Genomic DNA, 21,462 nt, shown 5'->3' with positions numbered 1-21,462 from the left:
ATATATAGCAAAGAAGCTGGTTTCAACTATTCAGAATTGTTCAAATATAAGAACCTATCCTTAAATTACAAGCATCTGCTCAGAATTTTAACAGTAGATTTCTATAAAAAGATCAATCCTCACTTTCAGAAATACAAGCCGTTTAGGGGCTCATTTTCAAAAATCAGGCCAAAAACGCTCACTCCCCTATCACAAACTTAATTTCCTGGAACTGGAAGAACTGCAATTTCTGTTCTATGAGCACTGCCAGCCGGCCCGCCGCGTCTATTCCGGTAATCTGCCCCTGCACCACTTGCCCCTGCACCTCAAAAGCATGCCACTCCTGGTAACGGTATAGATGCCCCAGGTATTCCTGTTTTTGCGCCGCCGCGCCGCCGCACCGTAAGGCCAGGTACCGGCGCTCCAGGTTCTCCAGCATTTCCTCTACCAGAGCAGACAGGGTAAATTGCCTGCCGGTGAGCAAGGCCAGCGAGGTAGCCCTTGGCTGCGCAAACGTTACCTGGTTCACGTTAAGGCCAATGCCAATGACGCTGTGTTGCAGAAATCTTCCGCTCACGGAGTTCTCAATGAGAATACCACCGGCTTTCTGATCATGGCAGTACAGGTCGTTGGGCCATTTTAGCCGTACGCCAGCCGGCACATACGCCTGCATCAGATCCAGCACGGCCAGGGACACGGCAATGTTCAGGGAGAACTGGTGCTGCGCCTCTAAGAAGGTAGGCTTTAGAATGACAGACAACGTAATGTTTTTGTCAGGCTCCACGTCCCAGGTATTGCCACGTTGGCCGCGCCCGCCGGTTTGGGCGCCCGCCACTATGACACAACCATCCGTGGCGCAATTATTGTTAACAAGCTCATGTGCCTCTGTATTGGTAGAGGCGCACTCTGGCATAAAAACCAGCTGCTGGCCTATAAAAAGGCTTCGGGGCGAAATTTTTTGCAAAGACTTTAGTATTTTTGAAGATCAAATTTATATTTCCCAGATGAAACACAACACGATTCAGGACAATTCCGACATATTGGCAGAACTAGTGGTAAAAGGCATGCAGGAAAAGAAAGCTGCCGATATCGTGGTTCTCAACCTGAAATCCTTGAAGAACGCTGTATCAGACTACTTCATCATTAGCTCCGCAAGCTCAGACACCCAACTGGATGCCATTGCTTCGTCTATTGAGGAAGAAGTTTTTAAATTAACCAAAGAGCATCCTTGGCAGAGTGAAGGCCGTACCAACCGTGAATGGGTGGTACTGGACTACGTAGACGTAGTAGTTCATATCTTCCTTAAGGAAAAACGTAATTTCTACGCCCTGGAAGAACTCTGGGGAGATGCTGAAATTACCCACGTGGAGCCTGCTGAAGGCTCTGCTTCGGCCGCAGTATAAACAAAGCTCCGGCCCGGAGGTTTACTTTTTATTGAGAAGAGAACAATCCATGACAGAAAAACCAGAGAATAAGAAAAAACGGAAAATAATTCCCACTACGCCGCCCCGCCCTACCATGCAAATCTGGGTACTGGCTGCACTCGTGCTGTTTATTTTCGGCATCACGTATTACAACAATCTTAACGCCACGGTAGAAATCCGCCAGCCCCGGTTTGAGGAAATGCTGATGGCCCAGGATGTGAAAAAAGTGGCCGTGGTGAACAACAACGTGGTAGAGGTCACCTTGAAAGAGGAAGCCCTCAAAAACGAAAAATACCGGGCAGAACTGGAAGGCCGCGGAGGTTTCAGCATGAGCAACCAGGGTGCCCAGTACCACTTTCCTATCATTACCGCTGAGAGCTTCAAAGAGGATTTAGACAAACTGCAGGCCGAAGTGCCGCGTGAGCAGCGCATTCCGCTGGAAATTGAGAAACGTACAGGTCTACTGGAAATCCTGATGGGCTGGCCGTTCTTCATTCTACTCATGGTGGGCTTCTGGTTCCTCATGCGCCGTATGGCCACTGGGGGTGCCGGCGGACAGATCTTCAACATAGGCAAATCCCGTGCGGCCCTGTTTGACGCTGAGAACAAGGTAAAAATCACGTTCAAAGACGTAGCCGGTCTGGAAGAAGCCAAAGAGGAAATCCAGGAGATTGTGGAGTTCCTGAAGAACCCTACCAAGTTCACCATCTTGGGAGGTAAAATCCCGAAAGGTGCTTTGTTGGTAGGTCCTCCGGGTACCGGTAAAACCTTATTGGCTAAAGCCGTAGCCGGCGAGGCAGACGTTCCCTTCTTCTCCCTGTCTGGCTCAGACTTCGTGGAGATGTTTGTGGGAGTGGGTGCCGCCCGGGTGCGCGACTTGTTCAAACAAGCCAAAGCCAAAGCGCCGTGTATCATCTTCATTGACGAGATTGATGCCATTGGCCGTAGCCGTAGCCGTGGACAAATGCCCGGCGGAAACGATGAGCGCGAGAACACCCTGAACTCCCTGCTGGTAGAGATGGACGGTTTTGCCACAGATTCTGGGGTGATCATTCTGGCAGCCACTAACCGCCCAGACATTCTGGACTCTGCCTTGCTGCGTCCCGGCCGTTTTGACCGCCAGATCAGCATTGACAAACCAGACATCAACGGCCGTACCCACATCTTTGGCGTGCACTTAGGCCCATTAACCTTGGCTGGTGACGTAGACGCTAAGAAATTAGCGGCGCAGACTCCTGGATTTGCCGGTGCCGAGATTGCCAACGTGTGTAATGAAGCTGCCTTGATTGCCGCCCGCCGGAACAAGAAAGCCATAGAGATGCAGGACTTCAATGATGCCATTGACCGTGTCATTGGCGGCCTGGAGAAGAAAAATAAAATCATTTCTCCGCAGGAAAAGAAAATTGTGGCCTACCATGAAGCCGGTCATGCCATTGCCGGATGGTTCCTGGAGCATTGTGATCCGTTGGTGAAAGTGAGTATTGTACCCCGTGGCGTAGCCGCATTGGGTTATGCGCAATACTTGCCAAAAGAGCAGTTCCTCTATAACACAGAGCAATTGGTAGATGAGATGTGTATGGCTTTAGGTGGTCGGGCAGCTGAACAGATTGTGTTTGGAAAAATTTCTACCGGTGCCTTAAGTGACTTAGAGCGCATCACCAAAATGGCCTACAGCATTGTGACTATGTACGGAATGAATGAGCGCATAGGGAACCTGTCTTTCTATGATTCCAAACAGCCAGACAACACGTTCACTAAGCCTTACTCAGAAACTACCGCTGAAACCATTGACGCAGAGGTACGCCTGTTGGTAGGAGACGCGTATAACCGCACACTGCAGTTATTATCTGACAGACGGAACGAACTGGAATTGGTGGCGCAGGAACTGTTGGAGAAGGAAATCCTATTCCAGCATGACTTGGAGCGTTTGGTTGGCCCAAGACCTTTTGAAGGACTAACCAACTACCAGGCCCACACCGCCGGAACAGACCGCAGCAAAACCCAAAGCGAATTGGCCGCCGAAACGCACATCACCTCGCCTACGGGAGCACAGTCTAACCTGGAAGATACACCGCCCGCCGCTGAACCAAGCGGGACACCAACTTCCAGCGGCGAAGGCACTACGTTCAATCAGTAGCGTTCCAAAACAGCTTTAAAATAAAAACTACATGTACGAAGCCAAATCGAAAGAGATTGTGCTCCGAAAGGTAAGAGAGGCGCTGGCAAAGTCAGCGCCTTTTCTGCCTCCTACCCCAGACTTCTCCACCTCTGTCTACGGCCCGCTGCTGGAAGATCTTTCGGTGCAGTTCGCCGAGACGTTTATCCGGAACAGCGGCACCTTTGTGTACTGCGAGAACGAGGAAGACTTTTTTGACCAGCTGTTTGAGTTCAAGAAAGAACGGGGCATAGACAATATGTACGTGTGGGAACCCATCCTCAAGAAAATCCTGCACGCGGGCGGCATCAATTTCAACGGTTCTGAAGAAGATTTTCTGGCCAATGCGCAGGCCTCTCTCACTACCTGTGAAGCTTTGGTGGCCCGCACCGGCAGCATCTTGGTATCCTCGGCCAATGCCAGCGGCAGAAGGCTTTCTGTGTACCCGGCCATGCACCTGGTGGTGGCTAAACTTTCGCAGCTGGTACCGGATATTAAACAGGCCCTGGAATACGTTCAGGGAAAGTATGGGAAGAAGCTGCCTTCCATGCTGTCTTTGGTAAGCGGCCCCAGCCGTACCGCCGACATAGAGAAAACCCTTGTCATGGGTGCCCACGGCCCCAAAGAACTTATCCTTTTCCTCATTGATGATCACTCCGATTAACCACCTGCCGCCGGGTAAAAAAGTCTACTTCGCATCAGATTTCCATTTGGGGGTACCCACACCTGAGAAAAGTCTGGCGCGGGAGAAAAAGATAGTGCGGTGGTTAGATCAGGTAAAGGAAGACGCGCAGGCTATTTACCTGCTGGGCGATATTTTCGACTTCTGGTTTGAGTACCGCCACGCCATTCCCCGGGGCTTCATCAGGCTCCAGGGCAAACTGGCCGAGATTGCCGACAGCGGTATTCCCATTTACCTTTTCACGGGGAACCATGACATGTGGATGTTTGACTACTTCCCAAAAGAGCTCAACATCCCCATTATCAGGAAGCCAGTCTCCACCCAGATAGGAAAGCACACGTTTTACATTGGCCACGGCGATGGCTTGGGCCCCAAAGACTACACCTACAAAGTCCTGAAAAAGGTGTTTGCGAACCCTATGAGCCAGTGGCTGTTCGCCCGTATTCACCCTAACCTGGGCATTGGCCTGGCAAATTTCTGGTCGCGCCGCAGCCGGATCCAGAACACCAAGCAGGACGAGGTTTTCCATGGCGACGATGAGTGGCTGGTGCATTACTGCCAGCGCGTGGAAGGACGGCAACACCATGACTTTTACGTGTTCGGGCACCGGCATTTGCCTCTGGATTTACCTATTGGGGAACGCAGCCGTTACCTGAACCTGGGAGAATGGGTCAATTATTGCTCTTACGCTGTATATGATGGTCAGGAACTCACGCTCACGTATTTTGAAAACCAGCCGGACTAACCTCTGCCTGCCGCTCTTGCTTTGGTTGCTGCTGGCTCCGCTTATAGGCCAGGCGCAGGCACCCACGTGGTCTGTGGCTTTTCAGTTACCCGCTAAAGGCAATCAACTTTTGTCTATAGACCGCTTTGACAGGGCTTATCTGTCAGACCTCCGCCAGAACATCATCCAGCTAGACACGCTGGGCAAGGCAGTCAACACTTTTTCTCCGCCCGTGCAGGGGCGCGTGGCCATGGCCGAAGCCTGGAGCCCGGCCAAGATCATGGTGTTCTACGATGACCGCCAACGCGTGCAGCTCCTGGACCGCTTTCTTACCCCGCTGGGCCTGGCCGATCTGCGGGAGTATACCGATGGCACCATCAGGGCCGCCACCCTGGCCGCCGATGACCGGCTCTGGCTTTTTGACGAAACCACTTTTCGGCTCCTCAAGATTGACACCCGCGTCAACCAGGCTGTATTTGAGAACCCGCTGGAACTGTTGCTGGACCGCCGGCAACACGACATCACGTTTCTGCGGGAGTACCAGAGCAAGCTGTACATGGTAGACCGGCTTTCGGGTATCTACGTGTTTGACAACATGGGCAATTACCAGAAGAAACTGTCGCTGCCTAACCTTACCTACGTGGGTTTCGCCGGAGATGAGCTCTATTACCTTGCCGGAAACCAACTGCACTTCCAGCACCTCTACACCCTCCAGACCCGGACCCTCACTTTACCGGAGCAGCCCCAAGCCTACCGCCAGGTGCTGGTGGGCGATAAATACCTTTACCTGCTCACGGCAGATACCCTGTTCGCGTACAGATGGCGCTAATGCGTTTAGGGGCTCTTTTTCCAAAGACAGCCCCTAAACGCGAACTCCATTCCCGATTTCCGGCTCTCACCAAGAGGTAGCCGGAAATTCTGGTTTTAGGCTAATTCTGAAAAAAGAGCCGCTAAAGGGAAGTCCTGAGTTCTGAGTCTTGAGTCCTGAGTTTGGGAGAGAAGAAGAGGCCCGGAACGGGAGTTGGCGCAGACGCGCGCAGGTCCTCCGGACACTGCGAGGTCTTTTGAGTAGACGGTAACGCGGCGGCCGGCGTATTGCACCCACCCCTACCCCTCCCAGGAGGGGAATTATCTGCTAGAGTGAGAAAGTCGCTTAGAAGGTACGTTCAAGCAGTAAATCTTCTGCCGCCTATACCACTTCCCATCATTGCCGCATCATCCGCAAAGAACCGGAACTCCCCTCCTGGGAGGGGTAGGGGTGGGTTTACACTAAAAGAGCTTCTGCCACCAACCAACAACAGCCTCAGCTAAACGCACCGTTTCCAGTCTTTCCCTAGAGTGCCTCGCTTGTGGCCAAGTAAGAAAGAAACTAAGAGTTAACTGCACTACCTGGCCGCAAGGGCAGTGCGAGAGGGGAAGACGGGGCCCCGCGGCCGTGAGCGCTTACCGGAAGAGATGAAACAACTAAGCTCATAAAGCCCTAGAGAAGCAGACAAGCCCAAGGCATCAGCCAATTCCAACAAGTACAGCCCTTCTCTATTCCTTCGCCAAAAACTTGAGCCCCAGCACACCGGCAATGATCAACCCAATGCAGACCAGGCGAAGCACATCGCGGGGCTCATTGAACAGAATCATGCCCAGAATGGCCGTTCCCACGGCGCCAATACCGGTCCAGGAGGCGTAGGCGGTGCCCACGGGCAGCGTGCGCATGGCCTGCGCCAGTAGGAAAAAGCTCAGAATCATGATAACAACGGTAATGACCGTGGGCCAGAGTCTGGTGAACCCCTCGGTATATTTCAGGCCAATGGCCCAGCCTATCTCACACAAGCCGGCAATGATCAGGTAGATCCAAGCAGTATTCATAGCGTTCAACGTTGGTGGTAAAAGTAAATACGTTTTTTCAAGGCAGCGTTCCAGTTGCTTCAGTCTGGGTATATCCGTTTTTATCGGAAAGTGCTTGCCTGTCTGTGGGTAAACGTATTATTTGCGAACGTGCCCTTGAGGGCGCGGCTGCAAACTTATAGGATTTCGCATGGTTGCGGTTGTTCCCGTTCACAGAAATCTAAATGTGTCCTTCTTCTGAACAAGCCTGAACTAAGTGCGTTTAGCGCCTGTTTTTCCTAAATTACGCGTAAAACAGAATTCCAACCTAAAACAAAATACTTAAGCAAACACACCTGCCGGCGCTTTTGGGCGGGGTATTCCGGGTTTGCTTTATTTATTATGCTTCTCTCCACCGAGTATTTGGACCGGCTGTTTGTGCAGTCTCCGTTTATGAAGAAAAAGTTTAAATTCAAGCAAAAAAAGCTGTTGCGTTACCTGGCTAACACCGGCATTGCGTTCCTGATCTTCTGGACCTTCTTCTTCATTAACCGCACGGGCCTGCAGGATTTTGAAGCCGCAGATGTGTTCCGGTTGCTCTACAACGCCCTTATGGTCAATGTGGTGCTGGAAGGAACCCGCCGCATAGCCAAACGCCTGAGCAAAAAGTATGACTGGCGCGAGTACGGGCTACGGCGCTTTGTGTATGAGTGGGTGGCCGTGCAGATCTACATCCTGCTGGTCATGGTGCTCTTTGAGATCACGCCGCGCCTGTTCCTGGGCCAGATGGCCTATAACTTCCAGGACCCAGAGGCGCTCCGCGATGTAAAGGAGGTCTTTGTGTTTGGCTCTATCATTCTCCTGTTTGTGCACTTCATCCGGTCGGGCATTTACTTCTACAACCAGTGGCACCGTTACCTCATGCAGTCTGAGAAGCTGAAGAAGGAAACCATCAAGGTGCAGTTTGAGTCCCTGAAACAGCAGGTGAACCCGCACTTCCTCTTTAACAGCCTCAATGCTCTGTCAACGCTCATCTACAAAGACCAGGACATGGCCGCTAAGTTTGTGGAGCAGCTTTCCAAGGTGTACCGCTACGTGCTGGAGAACAAAGACAAGGAACTGGTCTCGCTGCACACCGAGCTGGACTTCATCTACTCCTATCTGTTCCTGCTCAAGATCAGGTTCCGGGAAAACCTGCGGGTAGACATCAACGTGCCCGAAGAGCTCCAGAACCACCAGGTGGCCCCGCTCACCATGCAGCTGCTCATGGAGAACGCCATCAAACACAACATTGTGAGCCGCGACGAGCCTTTGTACATTGACGTGTTTGTGGAGGGCGATTACATCATTATCAAGAACAACCTGCAGCTGCGCGAAAGCCGCGAAGAGTCTACCGGGGTGGGCCTCAAAAACATCATCAACCGCTACAAATTCATCACCGACAAAAAAGTGGGCGTAGAGGTGACCTCAGAGAATTTCATTGCTAAATTACCGCTCCTAAACAACGCCGCCTAATGAACATCCTCCTGATTGAAGACGAATACCTGGCTTCTGAAAAGCTAGAGGCCCAGCTGCTGCGCTACGACCCTTCCATCAGGATTGTGGCCACCATAGACTCTATCCGAAACGCGGTGAAGTGGTTTGAGACCAACCCTACCCCAGACCTGGCTTTTCTGGACATCCACTTGTCAGACGGCAACAGTTTTGAGATCTTCCAGAAGGTGGAGGTGAAGTGTCCCATCATTTTCACTACCGCCTATGATGAGTATGCGGTGAAGGCGTTCAAAGTCAACAGCATTGATTACCTGCTCAAGCCCATCAGCAATGAGGACCTGGCCGGGGCCATGGATAAATTCAAGGCCTTGCGCCAGAGTCAGCCGCCCCAACCCGCGCTGGACATGCAGCAGATCATGGCGCTGCTCAATCGGGGTTCCGCCCCCGCCGGCACCCCGCACTACAAGAACCGTTTTTTGGTGAAAAGTGGCCAGAAAATACGGTCTGTGTCTACGGATGAGATTGCCTATTTCTACGCCGAGGACAAAATCGTTTTCCTAATCACCACCGCGGGGCAGCGCTTCATCACAGACTACACCCTGGATACCCTGCAGGAACTTCTGGACCCGGAGCAGTTCAGCCGCCTCAACCGCCAGTTCATTGCCCACATCCACTCCATAGATGAGATTCACCCGTACCTCAAGGGCCGCCTGAAAGTGTATGTGAAACCCAGCACAGACAAAGAGATCATCATCAGCAATGAGCGGGCGCACGCTTTTAAAGAGTGGCTGGGGAAATAACGTTTTTCCGTTTAGGGGCTCTTTTTCCAGAAACAGCCGCTAAATAGAAAGACAGTAAGCTGAGGCTGCGTTCAGGCAGACATGAGGTTCAGCCCCGCTTGCTCCGCATCGCTTTCACTACCTTCAAAGCTTTGTCTTCCGATAATTTTTCATACTCAGCAGACTCTAGCGCAAACAGGGCTATTTTCCCTTCCTCATTGGCGTGTACGCCCCAGCCATAGCGCTTGGTGAGCGGCGAGGCCCGCAAACAAGCCTGTCCTTTGGAGAAGAATTTTTCCCGTTCGGTGGCTAGTTCCTCGGCCGGGAGGTTGTTCTTGGCGGCATACACACCAAACAGTACCTCATCTGAGGTGTAGTGGTACGGGCGGTTCTGGACCATTTCAAACTGCAGGTTGGCCACCGTCTTGTCATTGCCTTTGAGAGGCGGTACTTCAGCCGAAGCGACAGGACAATCTTCGGCTACTTCAATGAAGGTATTGTAATAATTGGTAGATTTCATATTTGGCTGCTTTTACGTGCTTAAGATAACAGATTCCGCTTTCAAAGCTGAACCCTTGGGGCTGTTCCGTTTAGAGGCTGTTTTCCAAAAAAGAGCCCCTAAACGGCCGCTCAACCCAGGTCCTTCACCATCCAGATGGTACAGGCGTAGTGGCCGGAGTTTCCCAGCGCGTGGGGCAGCGGCCTGAACCCGGCTTTCTCATACATGCTCACCGCTTTGGCCAGCTCGGGGAAAGACTCCAGGTACAGCTGGGCGTAACCCAGTTGCCGGGCCAGAACCAAGCTTTCCTGCAACAGTTTGTACCCTACGCCCTTGCCCCTGCTCGCGCTTGACAAGTAGAATTTCACCAGTTCGGCGCAGCCAGCCGGTAAACCCTGGGTAGGATACACCCCGCAGCCGCCCATGATTTCTCCGTTCTCTTCGGCTACCAGATAGGCGCTGCCCGGCGTCTGGAACAGTTGGTACAAAGCATCGGTGGTGGGGTCTGTGTAGACGGTGCCGGGCCGGTCAATCTTGAATTCCCTGAACACCTCCCGGATGAGTTCGGCCAGCGGCCGATTGTCTTTTTCTTCAATTGCTCTGAGGATGTTGGCTATAGCTGCGGTGCGGTTACAGTGATTGCTGCGGACGGGACGCTGATGTTGTACCTCAAAGATAAAACGCCCGCCATGACTTCAAAGGCTTTTGACGGTAGTTTCTGGTTTAGGCCTATTTTTAGAAAAAAAGCCCCTAAACGGAAAAAGAGCCTGGTTCTAACGGTGCCTTGGCCTCCCGTTCCGGCCCTGCGCCGTGCCTGGGGTCTAACTCCTTCTGTAACTTAATATGAAGCAGATAAGTATTTGAAAAGATGGTTCCGGCAACGGGACAGGGTAAGTATTCCTGAATCATGTTTACCTGTAACTGATGTCTCATCTTAACCCCAACTTGAAACACTTATGCTAGCTATGAATTACCGCGGGCCCTTACGGGTCCGGATAGATGAAAAACCAATGCCCAAAATTGAGCATCCGCAAGATGCCATTGTGCGGGTAACCCGTTCCTGCATTTGCGGCTCAGACTTACACTTGTACAACGGCTCTATGCCAGACACCCGTGTGGGCATGACCTTCGGGCACGAGTTCACCGGCATTGTGGAGGAAGTGGGCTCAGAGGTGACCAAGATCAAAGTGGGCGACCACGTGCTGGTGCCGTTCAACATTGCCTGTGGCCAGTGCGTGTTCTGCAAGCAGGAACTGTACGGCAACTGCCATGAGTCTAACCCGCAGGCCACGGCCGTGGGAGGTATCTTCGGGTACTCGCACACTGCCGGGGGCTACAACGGCGGCCAGGCCGAATACGCCCGCGTGCCTTACGCCAACGTAGGCCCTACCGTTATCCCAGAGGGCATGGACCCCGACGATGCCGTGTTATTGACGGACGTGGTACCCACCGGCTACCAGGCCGCCGAGATGGGCGGTATTCAAAAAGGTGACACCGTAGTAGTGTTTGGGGCTGGTCCTGTGGGCATTATGGCGGCGCGTTGTGCCTGGCTCTTTGGGGCGGGCCGCGTGATCATCATTGACGAAGTGGAGTACCGCCTGGAGTTTGCCAAGAACTACGCGCAGTGCGAGGCCTACAACTTCAGGGAGATGGATGATGTGGTGCAGTTTGTGAAAGAAACCACGGATTGGCTAGGTGCCGATGTCTGCATTGACGCCGTGGGCGCCGAGGCCGCCGGCAACGCCATGCAAACCATTACTGGCCGTAAACTGTTCCTGCAGGCCGGCTCGGCCACGGCTTTGCACTGGGCCATCAACGCCGTGAAGAAAGGCGGCATTGTCTCTATTGTGGGGATATACGGTCCTACAGACAATCTGGTACCCATTGGCAACGTGGTGAACAAAGGAATTACCATCAGGGCCAACCAAGCCTCTGTGAAGCGCCTGTTGCCACGCCTGATTGAGCACGTGCAGAACGGTATCCTGAACCCCAAAGGCCTCATCACCCACCGGGTTCCGCTGGAAGACATCTCAGATGCCTACCGTATTTTCTCAGAGAAACTGGACAACTGCATTAAGCCGGTTCTCATTCCACCATCCGCTAGAATCTAACCAGAAGAAGCATTATGGAAACTTTAGCAAATAACTACAGCCACATAAAAGGGTGGGGCATTGACGCCGACCCTAAAAACGACCCTACGTACCCCATGCGCAACCGGGCCGGGGAAGACACCAAAAGCTATGACTGGCAGCGGCCTACCCAACAGCCCATTGACATAGAGGTGCATCACTCCACGGAACGGCCCAACGTGAGCGCCGTGTTTGGCACCTCGGTTCCGCCCAGCGGCCTGAGCGGTATGTTACGCCGCTACGCCTTCAAGCACCCAGAGAACCAGTACGGCCGCTGGCTGCCCATGCTGCTCGCTGACCGCATCAACGTGGTGGAAGGCATCATTGAAGATTTCAAGACGGGCAAAGTGCCTAACATCATCGCGGAGAAGGGCATGAAGGCAGACTGGCAGCACAACCGTTCCGGGGTCATGAAAAAAGCGGCCGTGGCGGCCTTTCTGGTAGCCGCGGTAGTAGCCTGGAACATGGGCAAGAAAAGCCGGGACTAATCTCTTTTCCCCGAGCCTGAAAAGAAAGGCCGGCACGTGAACCCCACGTGCCGGCCTTTCTTTTTACAACCTTTCCCACCTGAAAACCTTAGCGGCCGCTGCCACGGCAAATGTATGTTTAGGGGCTGTTTTTGAAAAAAGAGCCCCTAAACGCCGCTGGGCACTTCTGCGGCTTGCGTACGCGGCACCTGATACGCCAGAGTTACCCGGTGCGGGCCAGCTTTCTCCTGCGCGCTCCGTAACCATCGCATACAGAAACCGTTAAGCTTTAAAGTAACATCGGCACTTAGAAAAGTGCTGTCACCCACATCTAACTACAAGACTATGAAAGCACTCGTTTTTCACAAAATCAATGACGTAAGCGTTGACAATGTTCCAGACCCTATCATTGAAGAGCCCCGCGATGCCATCATCAAGGTGACTTCCACGGCTATCTGCGGCTCAGACCTGCACATTCTGGATGGCTTCGTGCCCCAGATGCAGGACATGGTGCTGGGCCACGAGTTCATGGGCATTGTGGAAGAGGTGGGTTCTGGCGTGACTAACCTCAAGAAAGGCGACCGCGTGGTGGTCCCCTTCCCTATTGCCTGCGGACACTGCTTTTTCTGCAACAACAGCTGGCCTACCCAGTGCGAGAACTCCAACCCCAAATACGGCCCAGACGGCGGGCTCATGTCTGAGAAAGCCGCGGCCCTCTTTGGCTACACAGACCTGTACGGCGGGGTGAACGGCGGCCAAGCCGAATATGTGCGGGTGCCGTACTCAGATTTCGGGCCGCGGAAAGTGCCCGAAGGCCTAACCGATGAGCAAGTGCTTTTCCTAACTGATATCTTCCCTACCGGCTGGGCTGCCGCTGACTGGGGCCGCATCAGGGGTGGTGAGACCGTGGCTATCTTTGGGGCTGGTCCGGTGGGCATCATGGCGGCCAAATCGGCTTGGCTCATGGGCGCGGCAAGAGTCATCAACATAGACATTCAGCAGTACCGCCTGGACATGGCCCGGCAGTCGGCCAATTCAGAGACCCTGCTGTGGGAAAGCGAAGACCAGGTGGTGGAATACATCAGGAGCATTACCCAGGGCCGTGGGGCCGATGTCTGCATTGACGCCGTGGGCATGGAAGCCGACCGCAACTTTCTGGAGAAAGCCAAAGCCGTGATTAACCTGGAGAAAGGCACCCCTAAAGTACTGGAGACCTGTCTGCGCGCGGTGCGCAGGGCGGGCGTGGTGAGCGTGGTGGGCGTGTACGGCTCTCCGTTTGATAATTTCCCGGTGCACCGTTGGTTTGACAAAGGCGTAACCCTCATGGGCACCCAGGCCCCGGTGCAATATTACATTGACCACCTCATGCAACTGGTGGTAGACGGCAAAGTACGGCTAGATGACATCATTACCCACACCCTACCGCTGGCAGACGCCGCGCACGGGTATGACATCTTCAAGAAAAAAGAAGATAACTGCGTGAAAGTGGTATTAAAACCGTAGCTTTAACAAGTAAAAGGAAACGAAAGGAACGGGCAACCGTTCCTTTTTTGTTTCTGTCCCAGGGCGTTTAGGGGCGGTTTTTCCAAAATCAGCCCCTAAACGCCCTGTTGATAACTTAGGCAAACGTGTCTGCCTATTCAGATTTAGTTATTATATTTGTTAATTACGGTCTCAGTATTTGCCGTAGAAAAGCACGACTACACGTGTCAGCCCACTTCATCTCCCCTGTCATCTGTTTATGCTCAAGGGAGTACATTACCTCTTTTTAATGGTATTGCGGGTAGCTTTTCTGGCAGACAGACGTACTTTTTTTGAAAACAAGAATTATCTATATAAAGGATTTTACCTGTGGGATGTAGTTCATGTTCTAGTGGCGGCTGCGGCTCCAAGACCCCCTCTGCCGACGGCAGCGTGGTGGCTGGCTGCAAAAGCAACGGCGGTTGCAGCACGGGAGGCTGTAACCGGTTAAATGTATTTGACTGGCTCTCAGACATGGAAATACCCGTGTCGTTCAAAGAGTTTGATATAGTGGAAGTCCGTTTCAAGGGCGGACGCAAAGAGTTTTTCCGGAACGTAAACCGGTTGCCCCTCATTACCGGCGATGCCGTGGTGGTAGACGTGCCCAACGGGCACCACATTGGCCATGTGTCTCTCAAAGGCGAATTGGTGCGCCTGCAGATGAACAAGAAGAAGGTTCTGAACAATGACGAGATCAGGACCATTTACCGGGTAGCCACGGAGAAAGACCTGGAGAAGTTCAACCTCGCGCGCGAGCAGGAACCTTCTACCATGTACCGCGCCCGCGCTATTGTGCAGGAGCTCAAGCTCAAGATGAAGCTTTCAGACGTAGAGTACCAGGCAGACAAAACCAAAGCCACCTTCTTCTACTCCGCAGATGACCGCGTAGACTTCCGGGAACTCATCAAGAAACTGGCCGAGGAGTTCAAGGTACGCATTGAGATGCGCCAGATCAGCCTTCGGCACGAAGCCGGCAGACTGGGCGGCATTGGATCCTGCGGCCGCGAGCTGTGCTGCTCCACTTGGCTCACAGATTTCAGAAGCGTTTCCACCACGGCGGCGCGTTACCAGAACCTGTCCCTGAACCCCAGCAAGCTTTCTGGGCAGTGCGGCCGCCTCAAGTGCTGCCTCAACTATGAACTGGAAACGTACATGGATGCCCTCAAGGACATTCCTAACGTGAACCGCCCCTTGCAGACCCAAGCCGGCGACGCCTTCCTTCAAAAGACGGATATTTTCCGGCGCATCATGTGGTTCGGGTACCGCGGCGACAGCAACTGGTTCCCGGTAACGGTAGAACGCGTGCACGAGGTGCTTAAAATGAACGCCGCCGGCGAAATGCCGGAAAACCTAGCCGAGGAAGTGAAAAAACAGCAGCAGGCCGAGGTTGTAGACTTTGTGGAGTCGCTGGAAGGCAACCTGGACCGCTTGGACGACCAGTACAGCAAGAGCAAGAAAAAGCGCAACAAGAAAAAGAACAAAGGCAATAACGCCGCCGCCACAGCTCCCGAAGTTCTGGCCCAGGCAGCGCCTACCCCAGAAGTTAGGCGCGACCGTGCGTCTGGCCGTTCCAACGGAGCCGGGGAGCCCAGACCACGTCCGGAGCGCGGCGGTGGCAGACCTAACGGCGGCAATGAAAACAAGCCAAGGCCAGAGCGTGAAGCACAGCCCCAGGGGCAACCCAAAGGCCAGCAGCCGCAAGGCAAGCCCCGGCCGGAACGGGAACAGAACCGACCTCCCAGAGACCGGGACAACAACAACCAGAACCGCGAGAACAACCAGGGCAACCGTCCGCCCCGCCAGGAAAGACAGCAGGGTCAGCGGCCACCGCAGAACAGACCGCAGCCCATGGCCGAAGCCGTTGGTACCCCGGCCGCAGTGGCAGCGCCTACTCAAGGTGACCGGACCCCGCGGGCCGAAGGAGAGCAGCGTTCCAGACGGAGCCGCAACCGGAATCACCGGAACCGTAAACCGGGCGGCAATTCAGAAAACTCAGCCCCTAGCCCTAAGACAGACGCCTAATGAGAAAAAGACTCCATTTCTTCTTTTGCCTGTTCTGCCTGGGCGCACTTTTAACCAGCTGCGACGGCAACCGGGTGTTTGAGGAAAACCAAGACATCCCCAATAACCAGTGGCCCGTGAAACTGGCACCGGTGTTTACGTTTGAGATCACAGACACTACGCAGGCGTATAATGTGTACTTCAATGTGCGCAACGCACTGCATTACCCGTTCTACAACCTGTACCTGCGGCATTACCTCACTGGCCCAGACGGCCAACAGCTGAGTTCTGCCCTGCACGAGATGTTCCTGATGGACCCCAAAACCGGGGAGCCCAAAGGAAGCGGAGCCGGCGACATTTTTGACCACCAGTTCAGGGCGCTCAAAAACGTGCGCTTCCAGCAGGTGGGCACCTATCGCCTCAAGCTGAACCAGTACATGCGCCAAGACCCGCTCCCTGGCATTATGGCCGTGGGAGTGCGGGTAGAGAAAACCGCCGGTCAATAGGATTATTTCATCAACTTTCTAAAAGCCGTTTAGGGCCTGATTTTAAAAAAACGGGCTCTAAACGGCTTTTTCTGCTATACAGGCCTTTTCGGCCTAACCGTATTTCTCACAAGGCAACTTCTACGGAATTAAACCAGTATGAGAACGGACTTAACCTGTTTCAGACCTATGAAAATAGCCCTTGAGCTGCTTGGCTGCTTTGCCATTTTAGCTTCTTTACTCACGCTTGTCAAGAGCACCTACTGGTGGATAAGGATTCTAGATTTCCCGCGGGTACAGGTAGCCATCTTGGGAACTCTGGTCCTGGGTTTATATGGCTGGTTCATAGGCTTTGAGCTGCTCACCCAAAAGATATTTGCGGGGCTGTTGGTGCTGGCCATTATGAATGAACTGGTGCACGTGTACAAATTCACGCCTCTGGTGCGGGTACAGGCGCTCCGGTCCAAGATAAAGGCCCCCAAAAACTCCTTCGGGATTATGATTTCCAACGTGCGGATGTCTAACCACCGCTATGACCGTTTCCTGAAGATTGTCAAAGAGACAGACCCGGAACTGCTGCTCATCAATGAACCCAACCAACGCTGGGCAGACGCCCTGGCGGAGCTGGACGACCGGTACCCCTACTGCATTAAAGAACCGCTGGAGAATACGTATGGCATGATGTTCTTCAGTAAGTATAAGCTGAGCCATACCGAGGTTCGTTACTTAGTGGAAGAGGGCATTCCGTCTTTCTACATGCTCATTGAGCTACCGTCTGGGAAGAAATTTGACTTTTTCACGGTGCACCCGCAGCCGCCCCACCTCAACAAAGACACAGACACCCGCGAGGCCGAGCTTTTGACGGTTGCAAAAATGGCCAAAGAATCTCCCTACGCCAGCATTGTGGCCGGTGATCTGAACGATGTGGCCTGGTCTTACACCACCAACCTGTTCCGGAAAATAAGCGGCCTGCTAGACCCCCGCATTGGCCGCGGGTTCTTTAACACCTACAATGCCTTTGTGCCGTTCTTCCGGTATTCACTGGACCATATTTTCTACGACCCGGCCTTTCGGCTGATCAGAATGAAGCGGCTGCCCGCCTTCGGGTCAGACCATTTTCCTATTTTCATCAGGCTCAACTATGAACCCCTGGAAGCCGATGAACACGAAGTTCCCATAGCCGATGCGGAAGAGCAGGAAGACGCAGAAGAGTTACTGGACAAACTGGATGTTACCGTACCGGATACCAGCGCCACCCCTCTGCCCACTTCCCAAAGCCAGGAGCGGAGTTAAGTAACTTCTACTCTTTGGTCTGCATAAAAATATGAGCCTGCGTTTAGGGGCTGTTTTTGGAAAAACAGCCCCTAAACGCAGGCTCATATTTTTATGGTCTTGCCATATAAAGTCAGGATAGGTTCAACTGAGCATAAATCCTATCACGGCGTTCCAAGGCTGCCTTTAGTTGGGGCAAGCCCCTCAGCTACGGCCTTTGCGGCACAAATAATCACAATACCAGCCTTAACCATGCAAACACCCGTTCGTATAGTATAAACACTTGCTGAGGGAAAAGAGCATCTCACTTTCTGAGGCAGACGAAACCAACTAACATCTAAAAACAATTAAAGGAGATTTAACCATGAAAGACAATCAAAAAGAGCAGCAAAACAGCAATCAGGGCTCCTCTGCTGGTGCAAGTAGCAACACAGGTGCAAATGCGTCTTCTTCCTCTTCTCCATCTGGCAGCGCGGGCAACAGCTCTAGTTCAGATGCCTCTCTTGGGTCTCTTGGCGCGCAAGGCTCAACGGGCAGCACGTCTGGAAGCAGCGGCTCCGGCTCAAGCCTGGGCTCTACCGGAACGTCTATGTCCTCCGGCGGCGGCGCTTCCTCTTCCTCTAACCAAGGTACTTCCTCTTCCTTATCAGATAGCACATCTGGCAAGAAGAACGGTGGCAGCAAAACTTCGGGCGCTACCTCTTCCACGCCTAAAGCAAGCAGCAAATCTGGCTCTTCCAGCACGTCTAAAACTTCGGGCGGAAAATCAGGGTCCGGCAAATCCAGTGGTAAATCTGGCTCTTCAGACACAGACAATAACTCTTCCAGCGGTTCAACTGCCTCTATGGGCAGCGGCATGGGCTACGGCGGCTCACAGGGCGGCGACATGGGCAACCAGAGCAGTTCCTCTATGAGCGGCATTAGCGGCGGCGGAGACCAAGGCAATGACAGAAACCAAGGCGGCGGCAACTACGGCGGCTCCCATGACATGGGCTCCCGTGGTGGCTACGGCGGAACCAGCGGCGGAGGCCAGGGCGGCTACGGTGGCTCACAAGGAAACAGCGGCAGCTTTGGCGGCGGCAACTCCTGGAACAACCATGACGACCACAATTCCCGCGGCGGTAATTATGGCGGCGGCGGAAGCTACGGTGGTAGCAACTACGGCGGCCAGAGCGGCGCTAATTACGGCATGGGTGGCTCAGGCCATCAAGGAAACCAGGGCAGCTCTAACTATGGTCAGGGCGGTTACGGTTCTATGAGCAACCAAGGCGGTTCCAACTACGGCCAGGGAGGCTACGGCTCTATGGGTGGCGGCAACTACGGCGGCTCCCATGACATGGGCTCCCGTGGCGGCTACGGCGGAACCAGCGGCGGCTCTATGGGCAGCAACCCATACGGCATGAGCTCACAAGGCGGCTACGCAGGCAACTCCAGCCGTTCAGAATCTGACCGCGGCGGTTACTCTAACTACGGTGGCTCTGGCTACTACGGCAACCAGATGGGCTATGGCACTGAGAGCGGCTACGGCATGCACGGCAATGACCACGGCCGCAGCCACGGCGGTTACAGCCAGGGGTACAGCAACCAGAACAGCAGCTCTTACGGCAACATGGGTTCCCGTGGAGGTTCTTACGGCGAAGAGTATGGCTCACGCCGAGGTTCACAAGGTGGCTATGACGGCAATTCAGACTTTGACGGCGGTTACAGCCAGGGCGGCAACAGCTACAGCACCCAATACGGCGGTGACTCCGGCAGCGGCCGAAGCGGCAGCCACTACGGCTCCCATGACATGGGCTCCAGAGGCGGCTACGGCAGCAACATGAACTCAGACATGGGATCTCGCGGCGGCTATGGTTCTTCCCAAGGTGGAAACCAGGAGTGGCAAGGCAGCTCCCGCGGGGGCTACCAAGGCGGCGATAGCAGCGGCTACGGCTCTATGAGCGGCGGTAGAAACCAAGGCGGCCACGGCGGCTACAGCACCCACAATGCCCAGGGCGGCGACTTCGGTTCCCGTTCTTCACAGGGCGGCGGCTATGGCCAGGGGGGCGGCAACTACGGAGGTTCTTCCTATGGTTCCGGTTCTGGCTCACAGGGCGGCAACTACGGCAACCATGGCGGCGGCAGCTTCGGAGGTTCCAACTATGGCAATATGGGCAATGACATGGGCTCCCGCGGAGGTTACCAGTCTTCGGGTACCGGCGGAAGTGACCGCGGACACGGCGGCTCCTCTACCGGCGGCGGTTACGGTGACCAAAGCCGTGACTACGGAATGGGCGGCTACGGCCAAGGAGGCAGCAGCTACGGTTCTTCCAGCGGTTACGGTTCTTCGTCTTCAGACATGGGCTCCAGAGGCGGCTACGGCAGCCAAGGTGGTCAGTCTAGCTACGGCGGAGGCGGTTCTGGCTACGAAAACCGTTCGCAGTACGGCCGCTCCAACCATGACGATGACAACTATTCTGGCGGAAGCAACCGAGGCGGACGTTCGTCGCGCGGTGGTTCTTCCTCAGAGGAAGACCGCTAGAATCTGGTAAACCAGAGCACTAGTAGCCTGAAAACAGAACTGCCTTGCTGACCATCAGCAAGGCAGTTCTGTTTTCAGGCTTTTTTTAAAAAAGCAGCCCCTAAACGTAAACAGGAATCCTACCCCTTTAAGTAGCGCCCCTTGGTTATTATCTTCTGACTTTTAACCCCTTTCTTTTTATGGTGGCAGACAGCTTGAAGAATTTTATTATGCATGACGCATATTTTTTACAAGTTTTCCCGTAGGAAGAAAAAATTTAAAAAGTAGCTGATCTTAACCTCCTAAACCATGAAAAAACACATACCCATTCTGGGGTTGTTTGCCTTGTTCTTTTTAATGTTATCGGGCTTTGCCCAAGCCCAGGCCCCAGATACCGTTGCCGTGAAACGCACCGTATTTCTTCCCAACAACCGGTACTTTGAAACCGTGATGTTTGATCCTAAGGAATGGCAGAACTCGGCGTCTATTGTGCGCTACCGCGTGCGTAAAGGCCAGGGCAACAGCCGTGATTTCACCACCATCACCCCCGTTTCCATTGCCGTAGAGGGTGGCCTTATCCAGTGGGCCACCGGCAAACCCGGCGAGAACAACGGCATACAGATTGGTATTGCCGCGGGGGTTTTCTCACAGTTCAATCTGGAGTCTGATTCCTGGGACCTGCTCAACGCCGATTATATTGTGGGCATACCGGTCACGTTCCGGCACGATGGCTGGTCGGGCCGTTTCCGTATCTTCCACCAGTCGTCGCACCTGGGAGATGAGTTTCTGCTGAACGGCGATATTTCGCCGGAGCAACGCAAAAACCTGAGCTTTGAGATGGTGGAGTTTCTGGGCTCGCGTGACATTGGCCCAACCCGCCTGTACGCCGGGATAGCCGCCGCGCTGCACCAGGACAAGGAAGACAACCGCGAGCGTTTCCAGTACCACGCAGGCATTGAGAACAAATTCTTCCTCAAAAGCACCAAGCGCGTTCTATTTGTGGTAGGCGCAGACGTGAAAGGCGAAAAGGAATATGATTACTTCCCCAGCACCAAAGCCGGACTGGGCATTGAGTTCCGCAACCCCGAGCAGAACACCCACCGCCTCCGCATTGCCGGTGAATACTATTACGGCTACCAGCCTTACTCCCAGTTTGAGGACCTGAAAGTGCAATGGTACGGCGCCACGCTTTACTTTGACCTGAACTAACCCATCAACTGTCCAGCCTTTATCTTTGGTACAAACGTCTGCTTGTGTTCCTTAAGGAAGCCTCTGTTTTAGGCCTAATTTTTAAAAAACGACCCCAAAACGGACGCTTGTGTCAGCAGTTCTATCTAAATAAAGCAGCGCCTCCTTCTCTCGCTCGCCTTTGGCGAGTGTGAGGTACGTGCGGCGTCCCGCCGCTATAGGATATATAAAATTCACAAGCAGGCGGCCAGAGTCCGCAAGTAGCTCACACTCGCCAGAGGCGAGCGAGGGAAGCATCTTGTTTGATGGGCTCCTGATTGAAAAACTCTGTACAACTGTTGC

General features: G+C 53.7%; 19 protein-coding genes. 15 read left to right on the top strand and 4 right to left on the bottom strand.

The window, feature by feature from the left end; genetic code table 11:
• Positions 1 to 178: 178 nt before the first annotated feature.
• Positions 179 to 892 (bottom strand): biotin--[acetyl-CoA-carboxylase] ligase, encoded by a 714-nt coding sequence (locus EFA69_RS06800; RefSeq protein WP_245964514.1) that lies wholly within the window; start codon positions 890 to 892, stop codon positions 179 to 181.
• A gap of 91 nt (positions 893 to 983) precedes the next feature.
• Between EFA69_RS06800 and rsfS the strand changes: the two genes are divergently transcribed.
• Genes rsfS through EFA69_RS06775 form a run of 5 tightly spaced genes read left to right on the top strand, consistent with a single transcriptional unit; the run spans position 984 to position 5,793 of the window.
• On the top strand, positions 984 to 1,382 hold the full coding sequence (gene rsfS, locus EFA69_RS06795) for a ribosome silencing factor (protein WP_123132354.1): 399 nt from the start codon (positions 984 to 986) through the stop codon (positions 1,380 to 1,382).
• 49 nt (positions 1,383 to 1,431) lie between these two features.
• Positions 1,432 to 3,540 carry an ATP-dependent zinc metalloprotease FtsH gene (gene ftsH, locus EFA69_RS06790; protein WP_123132353.1) on the top strand — a complete coding sequence of 703 codons (2,109 nt, stop codon included), beginning with the start codon at positions 1,432 to 1,434 and terminating at the stop codon, positions 3,538 to 3,540.
• Between the two features lie 31 nt (positions 3,541 to 3,571).
• A complete protein-coding gene (locus tag EFA69_RS06785) occupies positions 3,572 to 4,222 on the top strand; it encodes a LutC/YkgG family protein (protein WP_123132352.1) in 651 nt (216 codons plus the stop codon).
• On the top strand, positions 4,206 to 4,985 hold the full coding sequence (locus tag EFA69_RS06780) for a UDP-2,3-diacylglucosamine diphosphatase (protein ID WP_123132351.1): 780 nt from the start codon (positions 4,206 to 4,208) through the stop codon (positions 4,983 to 4,985). The genes EFA69_RS06785 and EFA69_RS06780 overlap by 17 nt, the downstream gene beginning before the upstream one ends.
• Positions 4,966 to 5,793 (top strand): hypothetical protein, encoded by an 828-nt coding sequence (locus EFA69_RS06775; RefSeq protein WP_148041290.1) that lies wholly within the window; start codon positions 4,966 to 4,968, stop codon positions 5,791 to 5,793. The genes EFA69_RS06780 and EFA69_RS06775 overlap by 20 nt, the downstream gene beginning before the upstream one ends.
• A 707-nt stretch (positions 5,794 to 6,500) precedes the next feature.
• Here the strand turns inward: EFA69_RS06775 and sugE are convergent.
• On the bottom strand, positions 6,501 to 6,827 hold the full coding sequence (sugE, locus tag EFA69_RS06770; RefSeq protein ID WP_123132349.1) for a quaternary ammonium compound efflux SMR transporter SugE: 327 nt from the start codon (positions 6,825 to 6,827) through the stop codon (positions 6,501 to 6,503).
• 411 nt (positions 6,828 to 7,238) lie between these two features.
• On the opposite strand from sugE, the gene EFA69_RS06765 reads away from it, so the two are divergent.
• Both EFA69_RS06765 and EFA69_RS06760 read left to right on the top strand, forming a co-directional pair.
• A complete protein-coding gene (locus EFA69_RS06765) occupies positions 7,239 to 8,300 on the top strand; it encodes a sensor histidine kinase (RefSeq protein ID WP_221175689.1) in 1,062 nt (353 codons plus the stop codon).
• Positions 8,300 to 9,079, top strand: coding sequence for a LytR/AlgR family response regulator transcription factor (locus tag EFA69_RS06760; protein ID WP_123132347.1), 780 nt, complete (start codon positions 8,300 to 8,302; stop codon positions 9,077 to 9,079). The genes EFA69_RS06765 and EFA69_RS06760 overlap by 1 nt, the downstream gene beginning before the upstream one ends.
• 88 nt (positions 9,080 to 9,167) lie before the next feature.
• Here EFA69_RS06760 and EFA69_RS06755 read toward each other — a convergent pair whose 3' ends face one another.
• Together EFA69_RS06755 and EFA69_RS06750 are read right to left on the bottom strand one after the other, a co-directional pair.
• On the bottom strand, positions 9,168 to 9,578 hold the full coding sequence (locus EFA69_RS06755) for a DUF6157 family protein (RefSeq protein WP_123132346.1): 411 nt from the start codon (positions 9,576 to 9,578) through the stop codon (positions 9,168 to 9,170).
• Positions 9,579 to 9,688: 110 nt separating this feature from the next.
• Positions 9,689 to 10,153 carry a GNAT family N-acetyltransferase gene (locus tag EFA69_RS06750; RefSeq protein ID WP_394342821.1) on the bottom strand — a complete coding sequence of 155 codons (465 nt, stop codon included), beginning with the start codon at positions 10,151 to 10,153 and terminating at the stop codon, positions 9,689 to 9,691.
• Between the two features lie 360 nt (positions 10,154 to 10,513).
• On the opposite strand from EFA69_RS06750, the gene EFA69_RS06745 reads away from it, so the two are divergent.
• The 8 genes from EFA69_RS06745 (at position 10,514) to EFA69_RS06705 (ending at position 21,141) form a co-directional block, all read left to right on the top strand.
• Positions 10,514 to 11,668: a zinc-dependent alcohol dehydrogenase gene (locus EFA69_RS06745; RefSeq protein WP_123132344.1), complete on the top strand. Its 1,155-nt coding sequence runs from the start codon at positions 10,514 to 10,516 to the stop codon at positions 11,666 to 11,668.
• 14 nt (positions 11,669 to 11,682) lie between these two features.
• A complete protein-coding gene (locus EFA69_RS06740) occupies positions 11,683 to 12,174 on the top strand; it encodes a hypothetical protein (protein WP_123132343.1) in 492 nt (163 codons plus the stop codon).
• A 324-nt stretch (positions 12,175 to 12,498) separates the two neighbouring features.
• Positions 12,499 to 13,656 (top strand): zinc-dependent alcohol dehydrogenase, encoded by a 1,158-nt coding sequence (locus EFA69_RS06735; protein WP_123132342.1) that lies wholly within the window; start codon positions 12,499 to 12,501, stop codon positions 13,654 to 13,656.
• Positions 13,657 to 14,004: 348 nt separating this feature from the next.
• Complete coding sequence (locus EFA69_RS06730; protein WP_317125623.1) at positions 14,005 to 15,696, top strand: PSP1 domain-containing protein; 1,692 nt, start codon at positions 14,005 to 14,007, stop codon at positions 15,694 to 15,696.
• On the top strand, positions 15,696 to 16,181 hold the full coding sequence (locus EFA69_RS06725; protein WP_123132341.1) for a gliding motility lipoprotein GldH: 486 nt from the start codon (positions 15,696 to 15,698) through the stop codon (positions 16,179 to 16,181). The genes EFA69_RS06730 and EFA69_RS06725 overlap by 1 nt, the downstream gene beginning before the upstream one ends.
• A gap of 168 nt (positions 16,182 to 16,349) precedes the next feature.
• Positions 16,350 to 17,453, top strand: coding sequence for an endonuclease/exonuclease/phosphatase family protein (locus EFA69_RS06720; protein WP_123132340.1), 1,104 nt, complete (start codon positions 16,350 to 16,352; stop codon positions 17,451 to 17,453).
• A 343-nt stretch (positions 17,454 to 17,796) separates the two neighbouring features.
• Positions 17,797 to 19,953 (top strand): hypothetical protein, encoded by a 2,157-nt coding sequence (locus tag EFA69_RS06710; protein WP_148041289.1) that lies wholly within the window; start codon positions 17,797 to 17,799, stop codon positions 19,951 to 19,953.
• Between the two features lie 288 nt (positions 19,954 to 20,241).
• Complete coding sequence (locus EFA69_RS06705; RefSeq protein WP_123132337.1) at positions 20,242 to 21,141, top strand: DUF1207 domain-containing protein; 900 nt, start codon at positions 20,242 to 20,244, stop codon at positions 21,139 to 21,141.
• The last annotated feature ends 321 nt before the right edge of the window (positions 21,142 to 21,462 follow it).

Origin of the sequence: Rufibacter immobilis (assembly GCF_003721565.1) — a bacterium.
GTDB lineage: Bacteria > Bacteroidota > Bacteroidia > Cytophagales > Hymenobacteraceae > Nibribacter > Nibribacter immobilis.
The sequence above is the reverse complement of the archived record's forward strand: the minus strand, read 5'-3'. Positions and strand labels throughout refer to the sequence as shown.